The sequence below is a fragment of the Burkholderia sp. MS455 genome, assembly GCF_016899445.1.
Taxonomy (GTDB): Bacteria; Pseudomonadota; Gammaproteobacteria; order Burkholderiales; family Burkholderiaceae; genus Burkholderia; species Burkholderia pyrrocinia_C.
The window spans coordinates 1,515,479-1,531,423 of record NZ_CP041778.1; the positions used below are offsets into that span (position 1 = coordinate 1,515,479).

General features: G+C 69.4%; 17 protein-coding genes and 1 pseudogene. 9 read left to right on the forward strand and 9 right to left on the reverse strand.

Going from position 1 to position 15,945, the window contains the following annotated elements:
• Window positions 1–11: 11 nt before the first annotated feature.
• The 8 genes from hrpD5 to sctU all read right to left on the reverse strand — a co-directional run bounded on the left by hrpD5 (window position 12) and on the right by sctU (window position 7,957).
• Window positions 12–1,010 carry an HrpD5 family protein gene (gene hrpD5 / locus FPJ27_RS11410; protein ID WP_204422941.1) on the reverse strand — a complete coding sequence of 333 codons (999 nt, stop codon included), beginning with the start codon at window positions 1,008–1,010 and terminating at the stop codon, window positions 12–14.
• Window positions 1,011–1,196: 186 nt separating this feature from the next.
• Window positions 1,197–2,069, reverse strand: coding sequence for a type III secretion system protein (locus tag FPJ27_RS11415; RefSeq protein WP_204422942.1), 873 nt, complete (start codon window positions 2,067–2,069; stop codon window positions 1,197–1,199).
• Window positions 2,066–2,329, reverse strand: a complete 264-nt coding sequence (gene sctS / locus FPJ27_RS11420; RefSeq protein ID WP_038743708.1) for a type III secretion system export apparatus subunit SctS — start codon at window positions 2,327–2,329, stop codon at window positions 2,066–2,068. Before sctS ends, FPJ27_RS11415 begins: the two co-directional genes overlap by 4 nt.
• A 57-nt stretch (window positions 2,330–2,386) precedes the next feature.
• Window positions 2,387–3,037, reverse strand: a complete 651-nt coding sequence (gene sctR, locus FPJ27_RS11425; RefSeq protein ID WP_010109702.1) for a type III secretion system export apparatus subunit SctR — start codon at window positions 3,035–3,037, stop codon at window positions 2,387–2,389.
• The gene (sctQ, locus tag FPJ27_RS11430) at window positions 3,024–4,166 is read right to left on the reverse strand and encodes a type III secretion system cytoplasmic ring protein SctQ (protein WP_204422943.1); all 1,143 of its coding nucleotides are present in this window, start codon (window positions 4,164–4,166) and stop codon (window positions 3,024–3,026) included. Before sctQ ends, sctR begins: the two co-directional genes overlap by 14 nt.
• 34 nt (window positions 4,167–4,200) lie before the next feature.
• Window positions 4,201–4,809, reverse strand: a complete 609-nt coding sequence (gene sctP / locus FPJ27_RS11435; RefSeq protein ID WP_204422944.1) for a type III secretion system protein SctP — start codon at window positions 4,807–4,809, stop codon at window positions 4,201–4,203.
• Window positions 4,806–6,878 (reverse strand): type III secretion system export apparatus subunit SctV, encoded by a 2,073-nt coding sequence (sctV, locus tag FPJ27_RS11440; protein WP_204422945.1) that lies wholly within the window; start codon window positions 6,876–6,878, stop codon window positions 4,806–4,808. The genes sctP and sctV overlap by 4 nt, the downstream gene beginning before the upstream one ends.
• Complete coding sequence (gene sctU / locus FPJ27_RS11445; protein ID WP_072436861.1) at window positions 6,875–7,957, reverse strand: type III secretion system export apparatus subunit SctU; 1,083 nt, start codon at window positions 7,955–7,957, stop codon at window positions 6,875–6,877. The genes sctV and sctU overlap by 4 nt, the downstream gene beginning before the upstream one ends.
• 235 nt (window positions 7,958–8,192) lie before the next feature.
• On the opposite strand from sctU, the gene FPJ27_RS11450 reads away from it, so the two are divergent.
• From FPJ27_RS11450 to sctT, 8 genes and pseudogenes are all read left to right on the forward strand, one after another.
• Window positions 8,193–8,762: an HrpB1 family type III secretion system apparatus protein gene (locus FPJ27_RS11450; RefSeq protein WP_072436862.1), complete on the forward strand. Its 570-nt coding sequence runs from the start codon at window positions 8,193–8,195 to the stop codon at window positions 8,760–8,762.
• A 13-nt stretch (window positions 8,763–8,775) separates the two neighbouring features.
• Window positions 8,776–9,192: a type III secretion protein HrpB2 gene (locus tag FPJ27_RS11455; RefSeq protein ID WP_204422946.1), complete on the forward strand. Its 417-nt coding sequence runs from the start codon at window positions 8,776–8,778 to the stop codon at window positions 9,190–9,192.
• Window positions 9,193–9,194: 2 nt separating this feature from the next.
• The gene (sctJ, locus tag FPJ27_RS11460) at window positions 9,195–10,040 is read left to right on the forward strand and encodes a type III secretion inner membrane ring lipoprotein SctJ (RefSeq protein ID WP_204422947.1); all 846 of its coding nucleotides are present in this window, start codon (window positions 9,195–9,197) and stop codon (window positions 10,038–10,040) included.
• Window positions 10,037–10,711 carry a type III secretion protein HrpB4 gene (locus FPJ27_RS11465; RefSeq protein WP_204422948.1) on the forward strand — a complete coding sequence of 225 codons (675 nt, stop codon included), beginning with the start codon at window positions 10,037–10,039 and terminating at the stop codon, window positions 10,709–10,711. Before sctJ ends, FPJ27_RS11465 begins: the two co-directional genes overlap by 4 nt.
• Window positions 10,696–11,412, forward strand: coding sequence for a type III secretion system stator protein SctL (sctL, locus tag FPJ27_RS11470; protein WP_204422949.1), 717 nt, complete (start codon window positions 10,696–10,698; stop codon window positions 11,410–11,412). Before FPJ27_RS11465 ends, sctL begins: the two co-directional genes overlap by 16 nt.
• Window positions 11,409–12,737: a type III secretion system ATPase SctN gene (sctN, locus tag FPJ27_RS11475; RefSeq protein WP_204422950.1), complete on the forward strand. Its 1,329-nt coding sequence runs from the start codon at window positions 11,409–11,411 to the stop codon at window positions 12,735–12,737. The genes sctL and sctN overlap by 4 nt, the downstream gene beginning before the upstream one ends.
• Window positions 12,734–13,240 (forward strand): type III secretion protein HrpB7, encoded by a 507-nt coding sequence (locus FPJ27_RS11480; protein ID WP_204422951.1) that lies wholly within the window; start codon window positions 12,734–12,736, stop codon window positions 13,238–13,240. The genes sctN and FPJ27_RS11480 overlap by 4 nt, the downstream gene beginning before the upstream one ends.
• A gap of 75 nt (window positions 13,241–13,315) precedes the next feature.
• Window positions 13,316–14,119: pseudogene (gene sctT / locus FPJ27_RS11485) on the forward strand (type III secretion system export apparatus subunit SctT); the annotation flags it as partial.
• Between the two features lie 74 nt (window positions 14,120–14,193).
• On the opposite strand, the gene FPJ27_RS11490 reads toward sctT, so the two are convergent.
• Window positions 14,194–14,469: a hypothetical protein gene (locus FPJ27_RS11490; protein ID WP_204422953.1), complete on the reverse strand. Its 276-nt coding sequence runs from the start codon at window positions 14,467–14,469 to the stop codon at window positions 14,194–14,196.
• Here FPJ27_RS11490 and FPJ27_RS11495 point away from each other — a divergent pair.
• Complete coding sequence (locus tag FPJ27_RS11495) at window positions 14,468–15,055, forward strand: hypothetical protein (RefSeq protein WP_204422954.1); 588 nt, start codon at window positions 14,468–14,470, stop codon at window positions 15,053–15,055. The genes FPJ27_RS11490 and FPJ27_RS11495 overlap by 2 nt on opposite strands.
• Window positions 15,056–15,945: the final 890 nt, after the last annotated feature.

Genomic DNA, 15,945 nt, shown 5'->3' on the forward strand with positions numbered 1-15,945 from the left:
CGTTTCTCCCGTCAGTTGAGGTCCGGCGCGCCGTCCGCCGACGCGCCCGCAAACACGTGCTTCACGCCGTCCGGCGTCTCGATGTAGCGCACGTCGCCGATCTCGAGCATCCCCGAGTACGCGACGGGCACCGGTGCGTCGCCGGACTGGCGTGCATCGACGTCGATCGCGCGCACGTTCGGCCCGACGTCGGCGCGCACGCGCTCGACCGCCGCGCGTAGCTGCGCGATGTCCTGCACGATGCCCGACACCCGAAAGCGCCCCTGCCCCGCATACGCGACCGTCGCCCCCGACACGCCGAGCGATTCGCCGATGCTCTGCGCATCGTCCTGCGCGACGTCGTACCGGCGCTCGACGCGGTGCGCGGCGAGCCGGTCCAGCAGCTTGCGCGCGGCGAGGTCGTCGGCCTGCGTCGCGACCATCCCGGTGACCGCGATCATCGCGCCGCGCGGCGCCGTGTGCAGCTCCGCATAGCCCGCGCGCCGCAGCTCCGCGCCGATGCGCGTCGCGAGCGCATCGGTACGCTCGACCGGGGGCGGCACGCCCGGATGGGCGCTCGCCAGCATGGCCCCCATCGCAAGCAGGCCGGCGACCAGCGCGCCGCCTGCCGCCGCGCACGCGGCGAGCTTGCGTTGCGCGCCCCGCCGCGCCGCATCGGCGCCAGGCGGGGGCGCCCACAAGGTCGCGAGCAGCTCGAGATCGCTCGGCCACTCGCCGTTCGCGGGCCCGACGCACAGCGCGGTCTCGCCGAACGGCACCGGCACGAAGTCGAGCATCAGGAGCGGCGAACCATCCGCGTCGAACGCATCGGCGGCCGCCTCGGCCGGCACGGGCGCCGCACGTCGTGCGCGGGTTGCGCCCTGCGCATCGATCGACAGCAGCAGATCGCCGTCGCGCCAGTCGGTGATGCGAATCTCCGCGTCGTCGCCCGCGCCGATCCGGTGCTCGCCGGCATCGAGCGCGATTTCCGCACCGGCATGCAGGCCGGTCAGGATCCGCAGCAGCTTCATCGGTTGCTCCTTATCCGTGCGTCGTGTGTTTCATTTGCGTCGATCGAATCGGTCGCGATCGGTGCATCCGTTCGATCGCGCCGCATCGTTCGTCCATGCAGCCAGAATAGTTCGACGCGGCATCGGTGTTTGTCCGTCGCGCGAATTCGCCGCCGCATTTGCGAAGCGTCGCGTGCGCCGCGACGTTCACGCTCGCTGAGCGGCCAACACGCCCTTGTGCAACGTCTCGACGCTTGCATACGCGCGTGCGAGTTGCGCGTTCGTCGACGGACGCTCCGCGTTGAACACGATGAGCGGCAGCAGAATATAATGCGTGCTCGCGCGCTCGCTACGCGCGGCCGACGCGTCGCGCGGCGCACCGCCCGCGCTTCGCATCGCGTCGAGCAGCAACTGCTTCACGCCGCTCCAGCCGATCGGCGTCCACGGCCCGGTGTGCAAGCGGGCGGCGAGCAGGTCCGCGTTGTGATTCAGCAGCGCGGCCGTGATGCGCGCGCCGGGATCGGTATCGACGCGCCGGCCGAGCTGGAGCAGTATGTCGGCCCAAAGATGCCGCAACGCATGCTCGCGCTCCATCGGGTCCGCGAGCGTATGCGCGACGTCGCGCAGCGCGCGCTGCGCGGGCACGGGCGCCGGACGCGCTCGCGACGCGCGCACGCGCGGCAGCGCGGCGACGTTCGCCGAATCGCCGTCGCGTTCGTCCTGCTCGCGCTGCTCCCGGCCGCCGCCCTGCCCGCCCGAATGCCGGTCGTGCTCGTCGTGCGGCGCGACGTGCGCGTGCGGCACCGTCGATTCCTCTCCCGCATCGAACGCTTCGCCCTGGCTGTCGGCGCGCCGGCGCCGCCGCGATCCCGCGGCGCCCGCCTTCGGACGCGGCTTCAGCTTCGCGAGCATCTGGTTGCGCGCGGCGAGCGCGGCCGCCTGATTGCCGTTCGAATACGTGAAGCGCGTGCCGTATTTGCCGTAGGTCGTGGCGGTGCGCGCGCGCACCGGCCGGCGTCGTCGCGGATCGGGCTTCGCCGCGTGGATGGTCTGCGCGATCGCGCGCGTAATGCGGCTCATGACGGCACCGCCGCCGACAGCAACTGCTGCGCGAAATGCAGGATCTCGGCGGCCGCCCACGGCCCGGCGATCGCGACGGTCACCGTCACCGCAACCAGTTTCACGCCGTACGAGATGCTCTGCTCCTGCAGCGACGTGATCGCCTGCAGGAACGAGATCGCGAGCCCGGATGCGGCCGCGACCAGCACGACGGGCAGCGAGATGTAAAGACACAGCATCATGCCTTGCGAGGTGAGCCGGATCAGGTCATCGATTTCCATCGGACAAGCCTCCTCGGAATCGGAATCGGGATTGGAATTGGAATTGAGATCGGGACATCAGGAATAGGTCAGCACGAGGCCGTGCACGAGCGTCGACCAGCCGTCCATCACGACGAACAGCATCAGCTTGAACGGGATCGCGACGTTGGTCGGCTGCACCTGGTTCATCCCCATCGACATCAGCACGTTCGCGATCACGAGATCGACGATGATGAACGCGATATAGAGGATGAAGCCGATGCGGAACGCGTCGGTCATCTGCGCGAGCGTGAACGCGGGCGCGAGCACGATCAGGTCGTCCTCGCGCAGTTGCGCGGCCGCGGCCTTCGGCCAGATCACCGACGCGGAGCGCAGGAAGAAGCGCTTCTCGCGCTCGCGCGAGTGCGCGGCGAGGAACTGGCGGAACGGCTCCTTCGCCGCGCCGAACGCCTGCAGCATCGCCTGCGTCGGCTGCGGCGACAGCGCCTGCCCCTGCAGCTGCTGCTGCGCGGCGAAACCGATCGGCGCCATGATGTACAGCGACACGAGGATCGCGATGCCGTTCAGCACCATGTTCGGCGGCACCTGCTGCACGCCGAGCGCGTTGCGCAGCAGGCCGAGCACGACGACGATCTTCGCGTACGACGTAACGACCATCGCGATGAACGGCACCATGCTCATCACGAGCACGGCGATCAGCAGGCCGGTGATGTCGTTAAACTGAACCATCGTCGCCCGCCATCCGATCGATCCGCACGCCGAGATGCGCGCCCACCGCGACGAGCCTGCCGCCGCCGATCGCCTGGCCGTATGCGACGAGCCGCACCGGCACGTCGCGCGCGGCGAGCGGCAGCTCGAGCACGTAGCCCGGCCGCAGCGCGGCCAGCTCGGCGATCGACAGCGACAGCGTGTCGATCTCGACGTGCACGGGCAGGTCGACGTCGCCGAGCGCGGCCGGCTCGGGCGCCGCGAGCGGCGCGTCGTCGTCCGGCGCGGCGGCCGGCAGGTCGCCTGCGACGATCGGCTCGTCGAGATCGTCGGCGGTGTCTGGTGTTTCGGTCATCGTCATCGTGGTTCCCTCGATCAGAACGGTTGCATGCCATTGCGTCGCGCGACGCGCGCCCCACCACGCGTGCAGCGGGCCCGCCCGCGCGGTGCCGAGTGCGGCCGGCGCCATGTCCAGCAGCACGTCGCCCGGCCGCAGGCTGCGCAGCACCGACAGCGGCAGCGCGCGCGAGCCGAGCCGCACGCGGCCGGGCAGGCGAATGCATGCGAGCTGGCTCGCCGTATCGCCCGTCCGCTCGCGTCGCAGCCGGGCCGCGAGCGCGTCGAGCCATGGCGTCTGCGCGTCGAGCAGCGCGCAGCGCATCGGCGCGCCGTCGAGCGCGAACGACAGCACGCAACGCGTCGCGTCGAGCGCCGCCGGATGCACGGCGCGCAGCCCGCCGATCGTCACGTCGTCGAGCCCCGCCGCCGCGAACGCGGCGACGAGCGGCGCCAGCAGCGTCGACGCGAGCGCCGTGCGCAGCGACACGCTCGCGTCGCCGGGCGCGTCGGGCGTCGGCGCGGCGACGACGTCGAGCGCCGGAAACGCCGCGAGGTCGATCGCGACGCGCGCGGTCGCGCCGTTCAGTCGCAGGTCGAGCACGCCGGGGCGCGCGAAACGCGGCCGCTCGCCCGGCGCCGCGCGCCAGTCGGACAACGCCGGGAAGCGCGCGAGCCACGCGGCGAGCCGCGCATCGGCGACGATGCGCGCGAGCGCCGCGTCGAACGCGTTGCACGCGAGCAGCGGCAGCGCGGCGTCGATGCCGCGCGGCGCGGCGGCGGCGAGTTCCAGTTCGCTTGTCTCGGGTTCCATCGTCGCGGTCGGTCGGATTCGGTTGTACGGGCGCTCAGTCGACGTCGATCTCGATCGTGCGCGGCGCGCCGCGATGGGCGAGCAGCGTGTCGAGTCGCGCGTGCAGCGTTGCGCCATGCGTGCAGAGTAAGTGCCGCGTCGCCGCGTCCGGCGTCTCGAACCGAAGCCGCAAGTCGAAACGCGAAAGAACGAGGTGCAGCACCGTGTCCGGCAGCAGTGCGGCGTCGAGCGGCAGGCTGATCTCCCAGTGGCCCGACGCGTCGTCGCCGCACAGCGCCGCAATCTCGGCCACGAGCGCCTCGGCGACGCGCACCATCCGCTCGCGCTGCGCGAACACCTGATTGACGAACGCATCGGAGCCCGCGCACGCGCGCGCCATCGCTTCGCGCCCGGCCGCGTCCGGCAGCGCGGCCGGATCGCGTTCGAACGACGGCATCGCGCCGTCGTGCCAGGGCATCGATGCGTCATGTCGCCGCTCGTCGTCGGCCGCGGCGCGCTCGCCGGCCGGCGCGACGCGCGAGCGCCGCATCAGTTGCGCATAATCGAAGCCGCGCCGCGCCGTGCGCGACGCGCACGCGCCGTCCGGCCCGGCGGCAGGCTCGCCCGCGATGATTCGCACGGGCCTCAGATCGGCGGCGCTCACGCGTGGGCCGCCGCCGGCATCGTCACGCGGCCCACCGGCTTCAATTCGACCTGGTCGCCGAGTTCCTGATACGAGTAGACGGGCAGCCAGCCGAGCCGCGCCTCGATCATCCGTCGCGTGTAGCGGCGCACGTCCATCGACGTGACGAGCGCGACGTCGTCGCGCGGCGTCTCTCCGACGAACGACGCGACGCTGTCGACGAGATAGCGGACCTGCTCGGGCGGCAGCGCGAGGAAATTGCCCGCGGGCGTCTGCTTGATCGATTGCCGGATATGCTGCTCGACCGGCAGATCAAGCAGCACGGCCGGCAGTTGCCGCGCGCCGCGCGCGGCGCGATACGCGAGATAGCGCGACAGGTCGCCGCGCACGTATTCGGCGAGCATCAGCATGTCCTTCTCCTTCGGCCCCCACGCGACGAGGCTCTCCATGATGTCGCGCGCGTTGCGGATCGGGATGTGCTCTTCGAGCAGGCGACGCAGCACGTCGGCGATCCGCTGCGTCGGCAGCGCCTTCTGCACTTCGGCGACGAGCCCCGGATAGTCGGTTCCGAGCTGGTCGAGTATCCATTGGGTTTCCTGGATGCCGAGGAACAGATGCGCGTTGCGTCGCAACAGCACGATCGTCTCGTGCGCGATCACCTGCTCGGCACGCCACGCGCGCGCGCCGGCCGGCACCGCCTTGTCGTCGATCCAGTAGCTCTCGGCGAGCCCGCCCGCCGGGCCGCGCTTGGTGCAGCGGCCGGCGAGCGCCGGGTCCGAGGCCGCGTCGGGCAGCATCGTCTGGTCGGCCGGCAATTCGAGCCGCGTCTGCGGCACGTCGCGCATCAGGATCTCGCACGTCGCTTCGGGCAGCGCGTCGCTCGTCCACAGCGTGATGCCGGGAAACGGCAGCCCCTGCTCTTCCTGCAGCTTCGCGCGCTCCTCGTCGAACGCGCGATCGAGCGCGGCGGGCGCGAGCCGCGCGACGAGATCCGGCGACACCCGCACGCCGATCGCGCACGTGAAGAGCGGCGCGCGCGGCAGGATCGACGGCGTGCTGCTTTTCGCGCCCGCGCGCTGCAGCGCGATCACCGGCTCGCCGCGCGCGGTCGTGCGGCGCGCGCCCTTCTGCAGCCGGTAGCCGGAAAACGCGAGAATCGCCGACAGCAGCACGAACAGCGCCGCCGGGAAGCCCGGCACCGCCGCGAAGCCGATCAGCAGCACCGCCGCGAAGTACAGCGCGCGATAGCTGCCGCCGAGCTGCTTCGCGATCTCGGAGCCGAGCGACGTGCCTTCGCCTTCGTCGTGATCGTCCGCGACGCGCGTGATCATCACGCCGGCCGCGACCGAGATCAGCAGCGACGGAATCTGCGACACCATCGCGTCGCCGACCGACAGGATCGAGAAGCGGTTCGCCGCTTCGCCGGCCGTCATCCCGTGATACATCACGCCGATCGCGATGCCCGCGACGATGTTGACGAGCGTGATGATGAGCCCCGCGATCGCGTCGCCCTTGACGAACTTCATCGCCCCGTCCATCCCGCCGTGCAACTGGCTCTCCTTCGCGAGCGTCGCGCGCTTGCGGCGCGCCTCGTCGGGTGTCAGGATGTTCGCGCGCAGGTCCGCGTCGATGCTCATCTGCTTGCCGGGCATCGCGTCGAGCGTGAAGCGCGCGCCGACTTCGGCAACGCGCTCCGAGCCCTTCGCGATCACGATGAACTGCACGGTCGTGATGATCAGGAACACGACGAGGCCGACGACGAGATTGCCGCCGACGACGAGCTCGCCGAAGCTCTCGATGATGTCGCCCGCGTTCGCGTGCAGCAGGATCGACTTCGTCGACGCGATGTTCAGCGACAGCCGGTACAGCGTCGTGAACAGCAGGACCGACGGAAACACCGACAGCGACACGATGCTGCCGACGTACATCGTCACCATCAGCAGCGTGACGCTGATCGCGATGTTGATGCCGAGCAGCACGTCGATCACCTCGGGCGGCAGCGGCAGGATCATCAGCGAGACGATCGCGACGACCAGCACCGTGATGCCGACCTCGCCGCCGGCGGGGAGTTTGAGGGTTTTCAGCGTCATGACGACCTCTCGGAGGGAACGGCGGCGTCGGTGCGCGCGCCCGCGACCGACTCGACCCAGCGCAGGATCGCGGCCACCGTTTCAAACAGTTCTTCGGGAATCGCCGCGTCGCGCTCGACGCGGTACAGTGCGCGCGCGACGGGCGGATTGCCGACGATCGGCACGCCGAGCGCGTGCGCGTGGCGGCGCAGCGCGAGCGCGCCGTCGTCGACGGCTTTCTCGATCACCCGCGGCAGCGGATGCTCGTCGGGCGCATAGCGGATCGCGACCGCGTAATGCGTCGGGTTGACGACGAGCACGTTCGCCTGGCCGACCTTCTGCCGCGCCGGCGCGCTCGTCGCGATCTCGCGCGCGAGCCGGCGGCGCTCGCCCTTCGTGTGCGGATCGCCTTCGCTCTCCTTGTTCTCGCGCTTCGCCTCTTCCTTCGTCATCCGGTTGTCGCGCATGAACATCACGCGCGCGATCTTGTAGTCGGCCGCCGCGAACACCGTGACGACGAGCGCGACGACGCCGAGCAGCTTCATCAGCACGGTCCACAGCACGCGCGACAACTGCGGCGTCGCCTCGTACACGCTCGCGACGACCAGCGGAAACAGCGACATCATCATCTTCCAGATCACGCACGCGAGCACGACCGCCTTGACGATCATCTTCACGAGCTCGAGCAGCGACTTCATCGAGAAGATCTTCTTGATGCCCGCCATCGGATTGATCGCGTCGAACTTCGGCATCACGGGCTCGAGCGTGATCATGAAACCCGCCTGCGGCGCCTGCGATACGACGCCCGCGACGATCGCGGCGACGACGAACGGCAGCATCGTCAGCGCGGCGCTCGCGGCGAGGTCGTGCAGCGCGGACAGCGTCGCCTGCGGCGTGCGTTCGCCATTCACGAAATCGAGCGCGGTGCGGATCGTGCGCGACAGGCCGCCGGTGAGCATCGATTCACCCGCCGTCAGCACGCCGATCGCGGCGGCCAGCGTCACCGCGTCCGCGACGTCCTTGCTCTTTGCGACCTGGCCCTTCTCGCGGACCTTCTTCAGCTTCCGTTCGGAGGGTTCTTCGGTTTTCTCTTCGGCCATCGCCGCTGTTCCTGTCGAGAGTCGGACATGGCGCGTACGTTAGCGGCACGCGGCGGCGGCCGCGCGCGCCGACCCGAAGCGGCGCCGTCCGGCGCGAAGCGCGTGCGGCGCTTCGCCTCGCGCGCGCGCACTTCGCATCGGCGGCCGGGCGGGCGCGGCGCGCTGCTACCTTGTGCTCCATACGCCATTTCCTCAACGACATGCGCCGCTCGCGCGGCGACACGGAGCGCACACCATGGACGAATCCCGGCCGACCTATCTGCGATGCAACCAAGCGGCGCTGAACGAACTGATCGACGCCGCGAGCCTCGCGCTCGGCGGCGCGCTCGACGGCCCGGCCGCCGATCCCTACGACATCGGCCTGCTGATCGACGCGCTGCGCGTGCTCGCGCCGCAACTGCCCGCCGCCGACATGTTCGACGGCATGCTGCACGTCGCGCTCGGCAACTTCGACGACGCGGTGCGCGTGTTCGCGGAGATCGCGAACGGCACGACGAACACGATCTACGGCAAGGCGCTGCTCGCGTTCGCGCTGCAACTGAAGCGCGATCCGGAATGGCGGATCGCCGCCGACGAGGTGCTCGCGGCCGGCAGCCCCGCGCAGGCGGTCGCGCTCGTGCGCGCGCTCGAGCGACAGCACGACGTGATGCTCGCGAAGGAACACGCGGATCGCACGGGTGTCTGGGAGCTTCCCGAATCGGCCGCGGCGGCCAACGGCGACACGCCCGATGCGCCGCCCGCGAACCCGGCGGGCGGCTTCGATGCGCAGGCCGCGTTCGCGCATCAGCAATATCTGCGTCTTTGACGAGGAGGCCCGCATGAATGCCCCGCTTTCCCCGGTCGACCTGACCCGCGCGCTCGACGTCGCGTTCTCCGACGCGGCGGCGGCGCCAGCCGGCGCGACCTCCGCGCCGACGCCCGACGTCCCGGCCGACGTCGCCAGCCGTTTCCAGGCGCTGATGTCGAACGCGACGCCGACGCCGCCCGTCGCGCATTCGCGCGAAGCAAGCGCCGTGTCGAAGCTCGTCGAGACGTCGGACGCCGCGATCAAGCAGGTGCTCGACAACTCCGCCTACCTGAGCCAGCACGCGGACGAACTGTCGATGAACCAGATGTTCGCGGCGTCGATCCAGGCGTCGGCCGAGGCGACCGCGATGCAGATCGACCTGCAGGCAAAGATGGGCGTCGTCACGTCGACGAAGGACGCGATCGGCTCCCTGATGAAGAACCAGTGACCATGGAACGACTCCCTTCCCCGATCGCCGCCGGCGGCCGCCGCCGCGCGGCCCGGCTTGCCGCGCTGCTCGCGTGCGCGGCGCTCGTCGCCGGCTGCCAGCAGGAGCTGTACGGCGGCCTCGCCGAGCGCGACTGCAACGAGATGATGGCCGCGCTGCTGCAGAACGGTGTCGACGCGCAGAAGAAGACGCCCGACGGCGGCAAGACGTGGACGCTCGCCGTCGACGACAAGCAGATTGTCAAGGCGATGGAAGTGCTGCGCGCGCGCGGGCTGCCCGCGACGCGCTACGACGATCTCGGCGCGCTGTTCAAGAAGGACGGCCTCGTGTCGACGCCGACCGAGGAGCGCGTGCGGTTCATCTACGGCGTGTCGCAGGAGCTGTCGGACACGCTGTCGAAAATCGACGGGGTCGTCGTCGCGCGCGTGCACATCGTGCTGCCGAACAACGATCCGCTCGCACAGGTCGCGAAGCCGTCGTCGGCGTCGGTGTTCATCAAGTACCGGCCGAACGCGAATCTCGCGACGCTGACGCCGCAGATCAAGAACCTCGTCGTCCATAGCGTCGAAGGGCTGACGTACGACGAAGTGAGCGTCACGTCGGTCGCCGCCGATCCGGTCGATCTCGTGTCGGCCGCGCAGCCGAGCGCGCAGAAGTCCGGCGGTGCGATGCTCGTCGGCCTGCTGATCGCCCTCCTCGTGTGCGTCGTGCTCGCGGCCGCGGGCGGTGTGCTGTGGTGGCGCGCGCGCAAGCACGGCGGCGCGGGCGTGGGCGGGCTGGCCGCGCGACTGCGCGGCGGCAACGACGCGCAGGCCGCGGCCGCGCCTCAACAGGCCGGTGCGCGATGAGCGGCGGTGCGCCGATCGCGAGCGTCACGGCGCGGGCCGCGTGGCTCGCCGGCTACGACGCGAACGCGCGACGCGCGGCCGACTGGGTCCACGCGAGCTGGCACGGCACGCTCGCGCCGCTCGTCGCGACGACGCGCGAGCATGCACCCGCGCTGCGCGCCGCGTGCTCGCTGCTGCTGTTGCGCACGCTTGGGGCGACGTCGCCGTCGCTCGACGGTTTCGATGCGCGTGCTGACCGGCTCGCCGCGCTGCCGGTCGCCGACACGCTGCGGCTGCTGCGCGTGCGTGCGCTGCTGTGCCGGCGCACCGAGCTGCGCCACTGGATCGACCGTGCGAGCCGCGAGCGGCTCGCCGGCTGGGTTGGCGCCGACGGCTGCAACGCGCTCGCGGCGTTGCCCGACGCGCCGCGCGCGCGCGATCTCGATCGCCGCGAGCCGGTCGCGCCGCTCGCGCAACTGTCCGGCGACGACATCGCGTGGGAAGGCTGGTGCCTGTTCGAACGCGAACGGGCCTGGGCGCCGGCGGGGCCGATGCGCATCGTGCGCCACGCGTTGCCGCGCGACACCGCGCGCCCGCCGTGGATCGAACGCGCGGCGGCGGACGCGGACGGCGCGACGCTGCTTGCGCGCCTGCCGTCGCTATTTCCGGAGTGGTCATGGCTTTTTGGCTGAAAAACCGGCAGATTCCGCTCACCGACGATCTCTGCTTCGACGCGCCGCACGGCGTGCTGCGGCGCGACGCGTTCGAGACGGTTCAGGCGCTCGACGCCGCGCTCGACGCGCTCGCGGCCGAACGCGACGCGGTGCTGCACGCGGCCCGCGACGAAGCCGAACGGATCGGCGCCGACGCGCGTGCGCAGGCCGGCGCGCTCGTCGAAGCCGCGCGGCGCGAGCACGACGGTGCATATGCGCGCGGCTACGACGCGGGCCGCGCGCAGGCGATCGCCGACTGGCACGCGCAGGCGGCCGACTCGTTCGAGCAGGAGCGGCGCGTGCGCGACAAAATGCGCGAACGGCTCGCGGAGCTCGTCGCCGCGGCCGTCCAGCAGATGGTACGCGCGGAGGACGCGCGCGGTCTGTTCGCGCGCGCGGCGGAAACGGTCGAGCGCGTCGTCGCCGACGCAAGCTATCTGACGGTGCGCGTGTGCGACGCCGATTACGACGCCGCGCGCGAGCAGTTCGGGCTGCTTGCCGACGCGTGGCGCCGGCAAGGTCGCAACGTGCCGGTCGAGGTCGTCGTCGAGCCGCGCGTCGCGCGCGGCACCTGCGTGTGCGAATCCGACTTCGGCACCGTCGACGCGAGCCTCGACACGCAACTGAACGCGATCCGCGCGGCGCTCGGCCGCGCACTCGACGACGCGAGCCGCCCATGAACGCACTGACCGATTTGTCCCGCGTCGCCGACGCGATGGCCGCGCGGCTTGCGATCGAGCCTGCCGTCAGCATGACGGGCAAGGTGCTCGAGGTGATCGGCACGCTCGTGCGCGTCGTCGGCCTCGAAGCGACGCTCGGCGAGCTGTGCGAGCTGCGCAGCGCGTCGGGCGCGCTGCTCCAGCATGCGGAAGTCGTCGGCTTCACGCGCAACGTCGCGCTGCTGTCGCCGTTCGGCACGCTCGGCGAGATCAATCGCGGCACGCGCGTGATCGGCTTGCGGCGGCCGCTGTCGGTGAAGGTCGGCAACGGCATCCTCGGCCGCGTGATCGACAGCTTCGGCGAGCCGATCGACGGGCGCGGCCCGCTCGACTACGACGCGCTGCGCCCCGTGCTCGCGCCGCCGCCGAACCCGATGTCGCGGCGGATGGTGGACGCGTCGCTCGCGACCGGCGTGCGGATCGTCGACGGCCTGATCACGCTCGGCGAAGGCCAGCGGATGGGGATCTTCGCGCCGGCCGGCGTCGGCAAGAGCACGCTGCTCGGGATGTTCGCGCGCGGCGCGTCGTGCGACATCAACGTGATCGCGCTGATCGGCGAGCGCGGCCGCGAAGTGCGCGAGTTCGTCGAGCTGATCATGGGCGAGGACGGCATGGCACGCTCGGTGGTCGTGTGCGCGACGTCCGACCGCTCGTCGATCGAGCGCGCGAAGGCCGCGTACGCGGCGACCGCGATCGCCGAGTATTTCCGCGACCAGGGCAAGCGCGTGCTGCTGATGATGGATTCGCTGACGCGCTTCGCGCGCGCCGGGCGCGAGATCGGCCTCGCGGCCGGCGAGCCGCCCGCGCGGCGCGGCTTCCCGCCTTCCGTGTTCGCCGAGCTGCCGCGCCTGCTCGAGCGCACCGGGATGGGCGAGCAAGGCTCGATCACCGCGCTCTACACGGTGCTCGCCGAAGACGATTCCGGCAGCGACCCGATCGCCGAGGAAGTGCGCGGGATTCTCGACGGCCACATCATCCTGTCGCGCGAGATCGCCGCGCGCAACCAGTATCCGGCGATCGACGTGCTCGGCAGCCTGTCGCGGATCATGCCGCAGATCGCGACGCGCGAGCACGTCGGCGCGGCCGGCCGCCTGCGCCAGTTGCTCGCGAAGCACCGCGAGATCGAAACGCTGCTGCAACTCGGCGAATATCAGGCGGGCAGCGACGCGGCAGCCGACGAAGCGGTCGCGAAGATCGACCGGATCCGCACGTTCCTCAACCAGCGCACCGACGAGTACGCGCCGCCCGACGCGACACTCGCCGCACTGCACGCGCTCGTCCAATGAGGAACCCGAAACAGCGCGCCTTCGAGACGCTGCTTGCGCGGCGCGAACAGCGCGGCGCGAAGCTGCGTACCGAGCAGGCCGCGCAGCGCGCCGAACGCGACGCGGCGGCGGCCGAGTTCGCGCAGGGCGAAGCGCACGCGCACGCGAAGCTCGATGCGGCGAATCGCTATGCGGCGCGCGTCGACGCGATGGCGGCCGGCCATGCGGCGTTTGCGATCGGCGATTACGCGGCGTGTCGCCGCTATCGCGACGTGCTGCTCGACGAACACACGCTCGCGAGCGCGCAGTGCGCTCGCCTGCATGCGGCGCTGCAGGCCAAGATCGAGCAGCTCGCCGCGACCGCACGCCGGATCGCGCGCAACGACGCGCAGATCGACGTCGTGCGCGAGCGGATCCGGCGGCTCGCGTGCGCGGCCGAGGCAGCCGCCGAAGACGTACAGGACGAGGAGATCGAGGAAGGCGTGCTCGCACGCCGGCTCGCGGCCGTGCGGGCCTCGACCTGAATCCTGTTCCCGCCAATGACGGCCGGCCCCGCGAATGCATTCTCGACATCGCGGGAACGTGCCCTGGACATGCGCATGACGACCTACGACATCTTTCCGCTGCAGCACCTGGGCGACGAATTCATCGGCTTCATCGTGCTGCTCGCGCTGTCGAGCGAGCGGCTTCTCGTGATCATGACGATCCTGCCCGCGACCGCCGACAACGTGCTGAAAGGCCCGCTGCGCAGCGGCGCGGCCGCGATCTGGTGCCTGTTCGTCGCATGTGGACAGCAGGCGCTGATCCCGCAGCTCCGCGGCGCGTTCCTCGTGATCGCTTGCGCGAAGGAAGCCGTGATCGGGCTCGTGCTCGGCATCGCGGCCTCCACCGTGTTCTGGGCCGCCGAGGCGATCGGCACCTACGTCGACGATGTCGCCGGCTTCAACAACGTGCAGATGCAGAACCCGAGCTCGGGCACGCAGACGTCGCTGATGGCGACGCTGCTCGGGCAACTGACGATCGCGTCGTTCTGGATGCTGGGCGGCATGACGTTCCTGCTCGGCGCGCTGTACGAATCGTATGCGTGGTGGCCGCTCGGGTCGTTCAACCCGGTTCCCGCGCCACTGCTCGAAATGTTCGCGCAGGCGCGGCTCGACATGCTGATGAACATGGTCGCACGGATCGCGACACCGATGATGGCGATGCTGCTGCTCGTCGACCTGGGCCTCGCGTTCGTCTCGCGCTCGGCGCAGAAGCTCGATCTGATGTCGGTCAGCCAGCCGCTCAAGGGCGCGATCGCGGTGCTGATCGTCGCGGTGCTGGCGGGGAGTTTCGTGAGCGAGATGCGCGGGCAGATTTCGCTGGCTGGGCTCGCGCAGCAGGTGAAGCAACTGGCCGGCCGATAGGCGGGGCAACTGCTTTCGCACGGCGAGCGCCATCGGGACAGCTGACGTTCGGGGCGGTTCCACGCCGGCATTCATGCGAAGGATGCGTCGACGTCGTGGAAGAAGCGCGTGCTGCGCGACGCGATCGACCCGCGCCGACCGGATTCCGGTCCACGCACTCGACGTTTCGCTTTCGCGCCGCTCGCTTCGCGTATCCGGCCGTCACGCCCGCCGCGACGCGCATCATCCCTCCATCGATCGGCAGTTACCGTCATGCGGTTCCGACGGCGGAGCGGCCCGTCGATTTCGCCGTCGAGCGCCACGGCGCCCGACGCACTTTCCTCCTCTTGATCGAAGGTACCGACCATGACAAAAATCACCGGTGGCAGCATCGCGCCTCTCGACAATCACGCCACGACCACTTCGTCGAGCGACGATTCGCAGTCGACCCGGCGTTCGAGCGATCGACCGACGGGCGGCGCGACGCTGAGCGGACTGAACAATCTGTCGACGCCGCATACACGCCGCAACGACGTAACGAACCAGGCGGCCAGCCATATGGAGAAACCGGGCGCGACGTACTATTCGGCGGCCGTGTTTGGGGTCAGCTCGGTGCTGCAGCACGGCCAGCTCGGCATCACGGAAGGCTCGCACAACAGCGTGGTGGGCAATCTCGACGGCATCTCGCAAGGCAAGCAGACGCATACGGGCGCGCACATGAAGGAAAGCAAGTCGTTCGGCAAAGACGCGGTCGAGCATTTTCAGCGCGGAGAGTATCGCGACGCCGCGGTCACCGCGGCCGGTTCGGCGATCAACGCCGTGGCTTCGATGACCGTCGGGCCCGCGCGCGATTTCGAGACGGCCCGGCAACATCCGGATCCGAAAATCTCCGTGGCCGCGTCGGCGAGCCTGCATCAGGACTTCGCGACGCTGCCTTCTCCGACGCACGAATGACGCATTCGATGCGTCACGCGGCGCGCCGCCTCGCCCCCCGTCCCGCGGGGGCGAGGCGCTGGAACGGTCGTTGTAGCGGGAGGCGATCATTCCAATTATTGAACTGGCAAGCGGATATTTAAGAATAGTTTTGACGACAAAAATATTCGCGATATCTGAATTTGTTGTATTTATCAATTCAATTCCCGACCATGCCGAACGCGGCGTCGGCATTCATTCCGCGACTCGCACCAGTCACTCGAGCCTCGCACGAATGACGGTCATGCCAACCGTACCGGCGATCCCCGGCGCACCTGTCAACTCTCCCAGCTTGGCGTTCCGCATTCCGTTTCCTATTTGAAACAAAACATTCGTTAATACAATTGCGCAAATCTATATCGGCGCAACCTGGGACCCCGGCGCCAGGATCCCTGATTCCCCATCCAAACCGACCCAAGGCTCCGCTGCTCCCGAGAGCGCAGGCCTTTCGCGCGGGGCAATCCGCTTCGTGAAGCGACGCTCGTTTCGCCTCGGTGAACTTCGCGATGCTTTATTCACTGCTTCGGCAACCATGCTCGACCGGAGTCAACAAATCCCGAGATAATTAACCGGAGTCGATTAATTTAATCAAATTAAGATGTTTGATGGCATCGATTTCAATCAATAACTAGAGCCATTCATCAATATGAATGTTTACTTTCCAATCTTACTTCCGTTAAGCTTGCGGCAAGAATTTTTCGGCACCCATTGCAACGATCCAAGAATTAAGAATCTCGATTGATATGAATTAAATCGATTGATTATTGTTTATTTTGAAATTGAAATGAGACGGAATGAATCTATAAAAACCGGCAAGCCATCATGTGATTGACCGGGCTCTCTGTGCGTCGCTCGGCGACATGTGCCTGCCG

Excerpts from the sequence above, each read along its gene's own strand:
- sctQ (WP_204422943.1), bottom strand. The coding sequence starts at position 4,166 with ATGGAACCCGAGACAAGCGAACTGGAACTCGCCGCCGCCGCGCCGCGC.
- FPJ27_RS11495 (WP_204422954.1), top strand. The coding sequence starts at position 14,468 with ATGACAAAAATCACCGGTGGCAGCATCGCGCCTCTCGACAATCACGCC.
- FPJ27_RS11450 (WP_072436862.1), top strand. The coding sequence starts at position 8,193 with ATGGACGAATCCCGGCCGACCTATCTGCGATGCAACCAAGCGGCGCTG.
- sctN (WP_204422950.1), top strand. The coding sequence starts at position 11,409 with ATGAACGCACTGACCGATTTGTCCCGCGTCGCCGACGCGATGGCCGCG.
- sctS (WP_038743708.1), bottom strand. The coding sequence starts at position 2,329 with ATGGAAATCGATGACCTGATCCGGCTCACCTCGCAAGGCATGATGCTG.
- FPJ27_RS11490 (WP_204422953.1), bottom strand. The coding sequence starts at position 14,469 with ATGGTCGGTACCTTCGATCAAGAGGAGGAAAGTGCGTCGGGCGCCGTG.
- sctR (WP_010109702.1), bottom strand. The coding sequence starts at position 3,037 with ATGGTTCAGTTTAACGACATCACCGGCCTGCTGATCGCCGTGCTCGTG.
- sctU (WP_072436861.1), bottom strand. The coding sequence starts at position 7,957 with ATGGCCGAAGAGAAAACCGAAGAACCCTCCGAACGGAAGCTGAAGAAG.
- FPJ27_RS11455 (WP_204422946.1), top strand. The coding sequence starts at position 8,776 with ATGAATGCCCCGCTTTCCCCGGTCGACCTGACCCGCGCGCTCGACGTC.
- sctJ (WP_204422947.1), top strand. The coding sequence starts at position 9,195 with ATGGAACGACTCCCTTCCCCGATCGCCGCCGGCGGCCGCCGCCGCGCG.
- FPJ27_RS11415 (WP_204422942.1), bottom strand. The coding sequence starts at position 2,069 with ATGAGCCGCATTACGCGCGCGATCGCGCAGACCATCCACGCGGCGAAG.
- sctL (WP_204422949.1), top strand. The coding sequence starts at position 10,696 with ATGGCTTTTTGGCTGAAAAACCGGCAGATTCCGCTCACCGACGATCTC.
- sctV (WP_204422945.1), bottom strand. The coding sequence starts at position 6,878 with ATGACGCTGAAAACCCTCAAACTCCCCGCCGGCGGCGAGGTCGGCATC.
- hrpD5 (WP_204422941.1), bottom strand. The coding sequence starts at position 1,010 with ATGAAGCTGCTGCGGATCCTGACCGGCCTGCATGCCGGTGCGGAAATC.
- FPJ27_RS11480 (WP_204422951.1), top strand. The coding sequence starts at position 12,734 with ATGAGGAACCCGAAACAGCGCGCCTTCGAGACGCTGCTTGCGCGGCGC.
- FPJ27_RS11465 (WP_204422948.1), top strand. The coding sequence starts at position 10,037 with ATGAGCGGCGGTGCGCCGATCGCGAGCGTCACGGCGCGGGCCGCGTGG.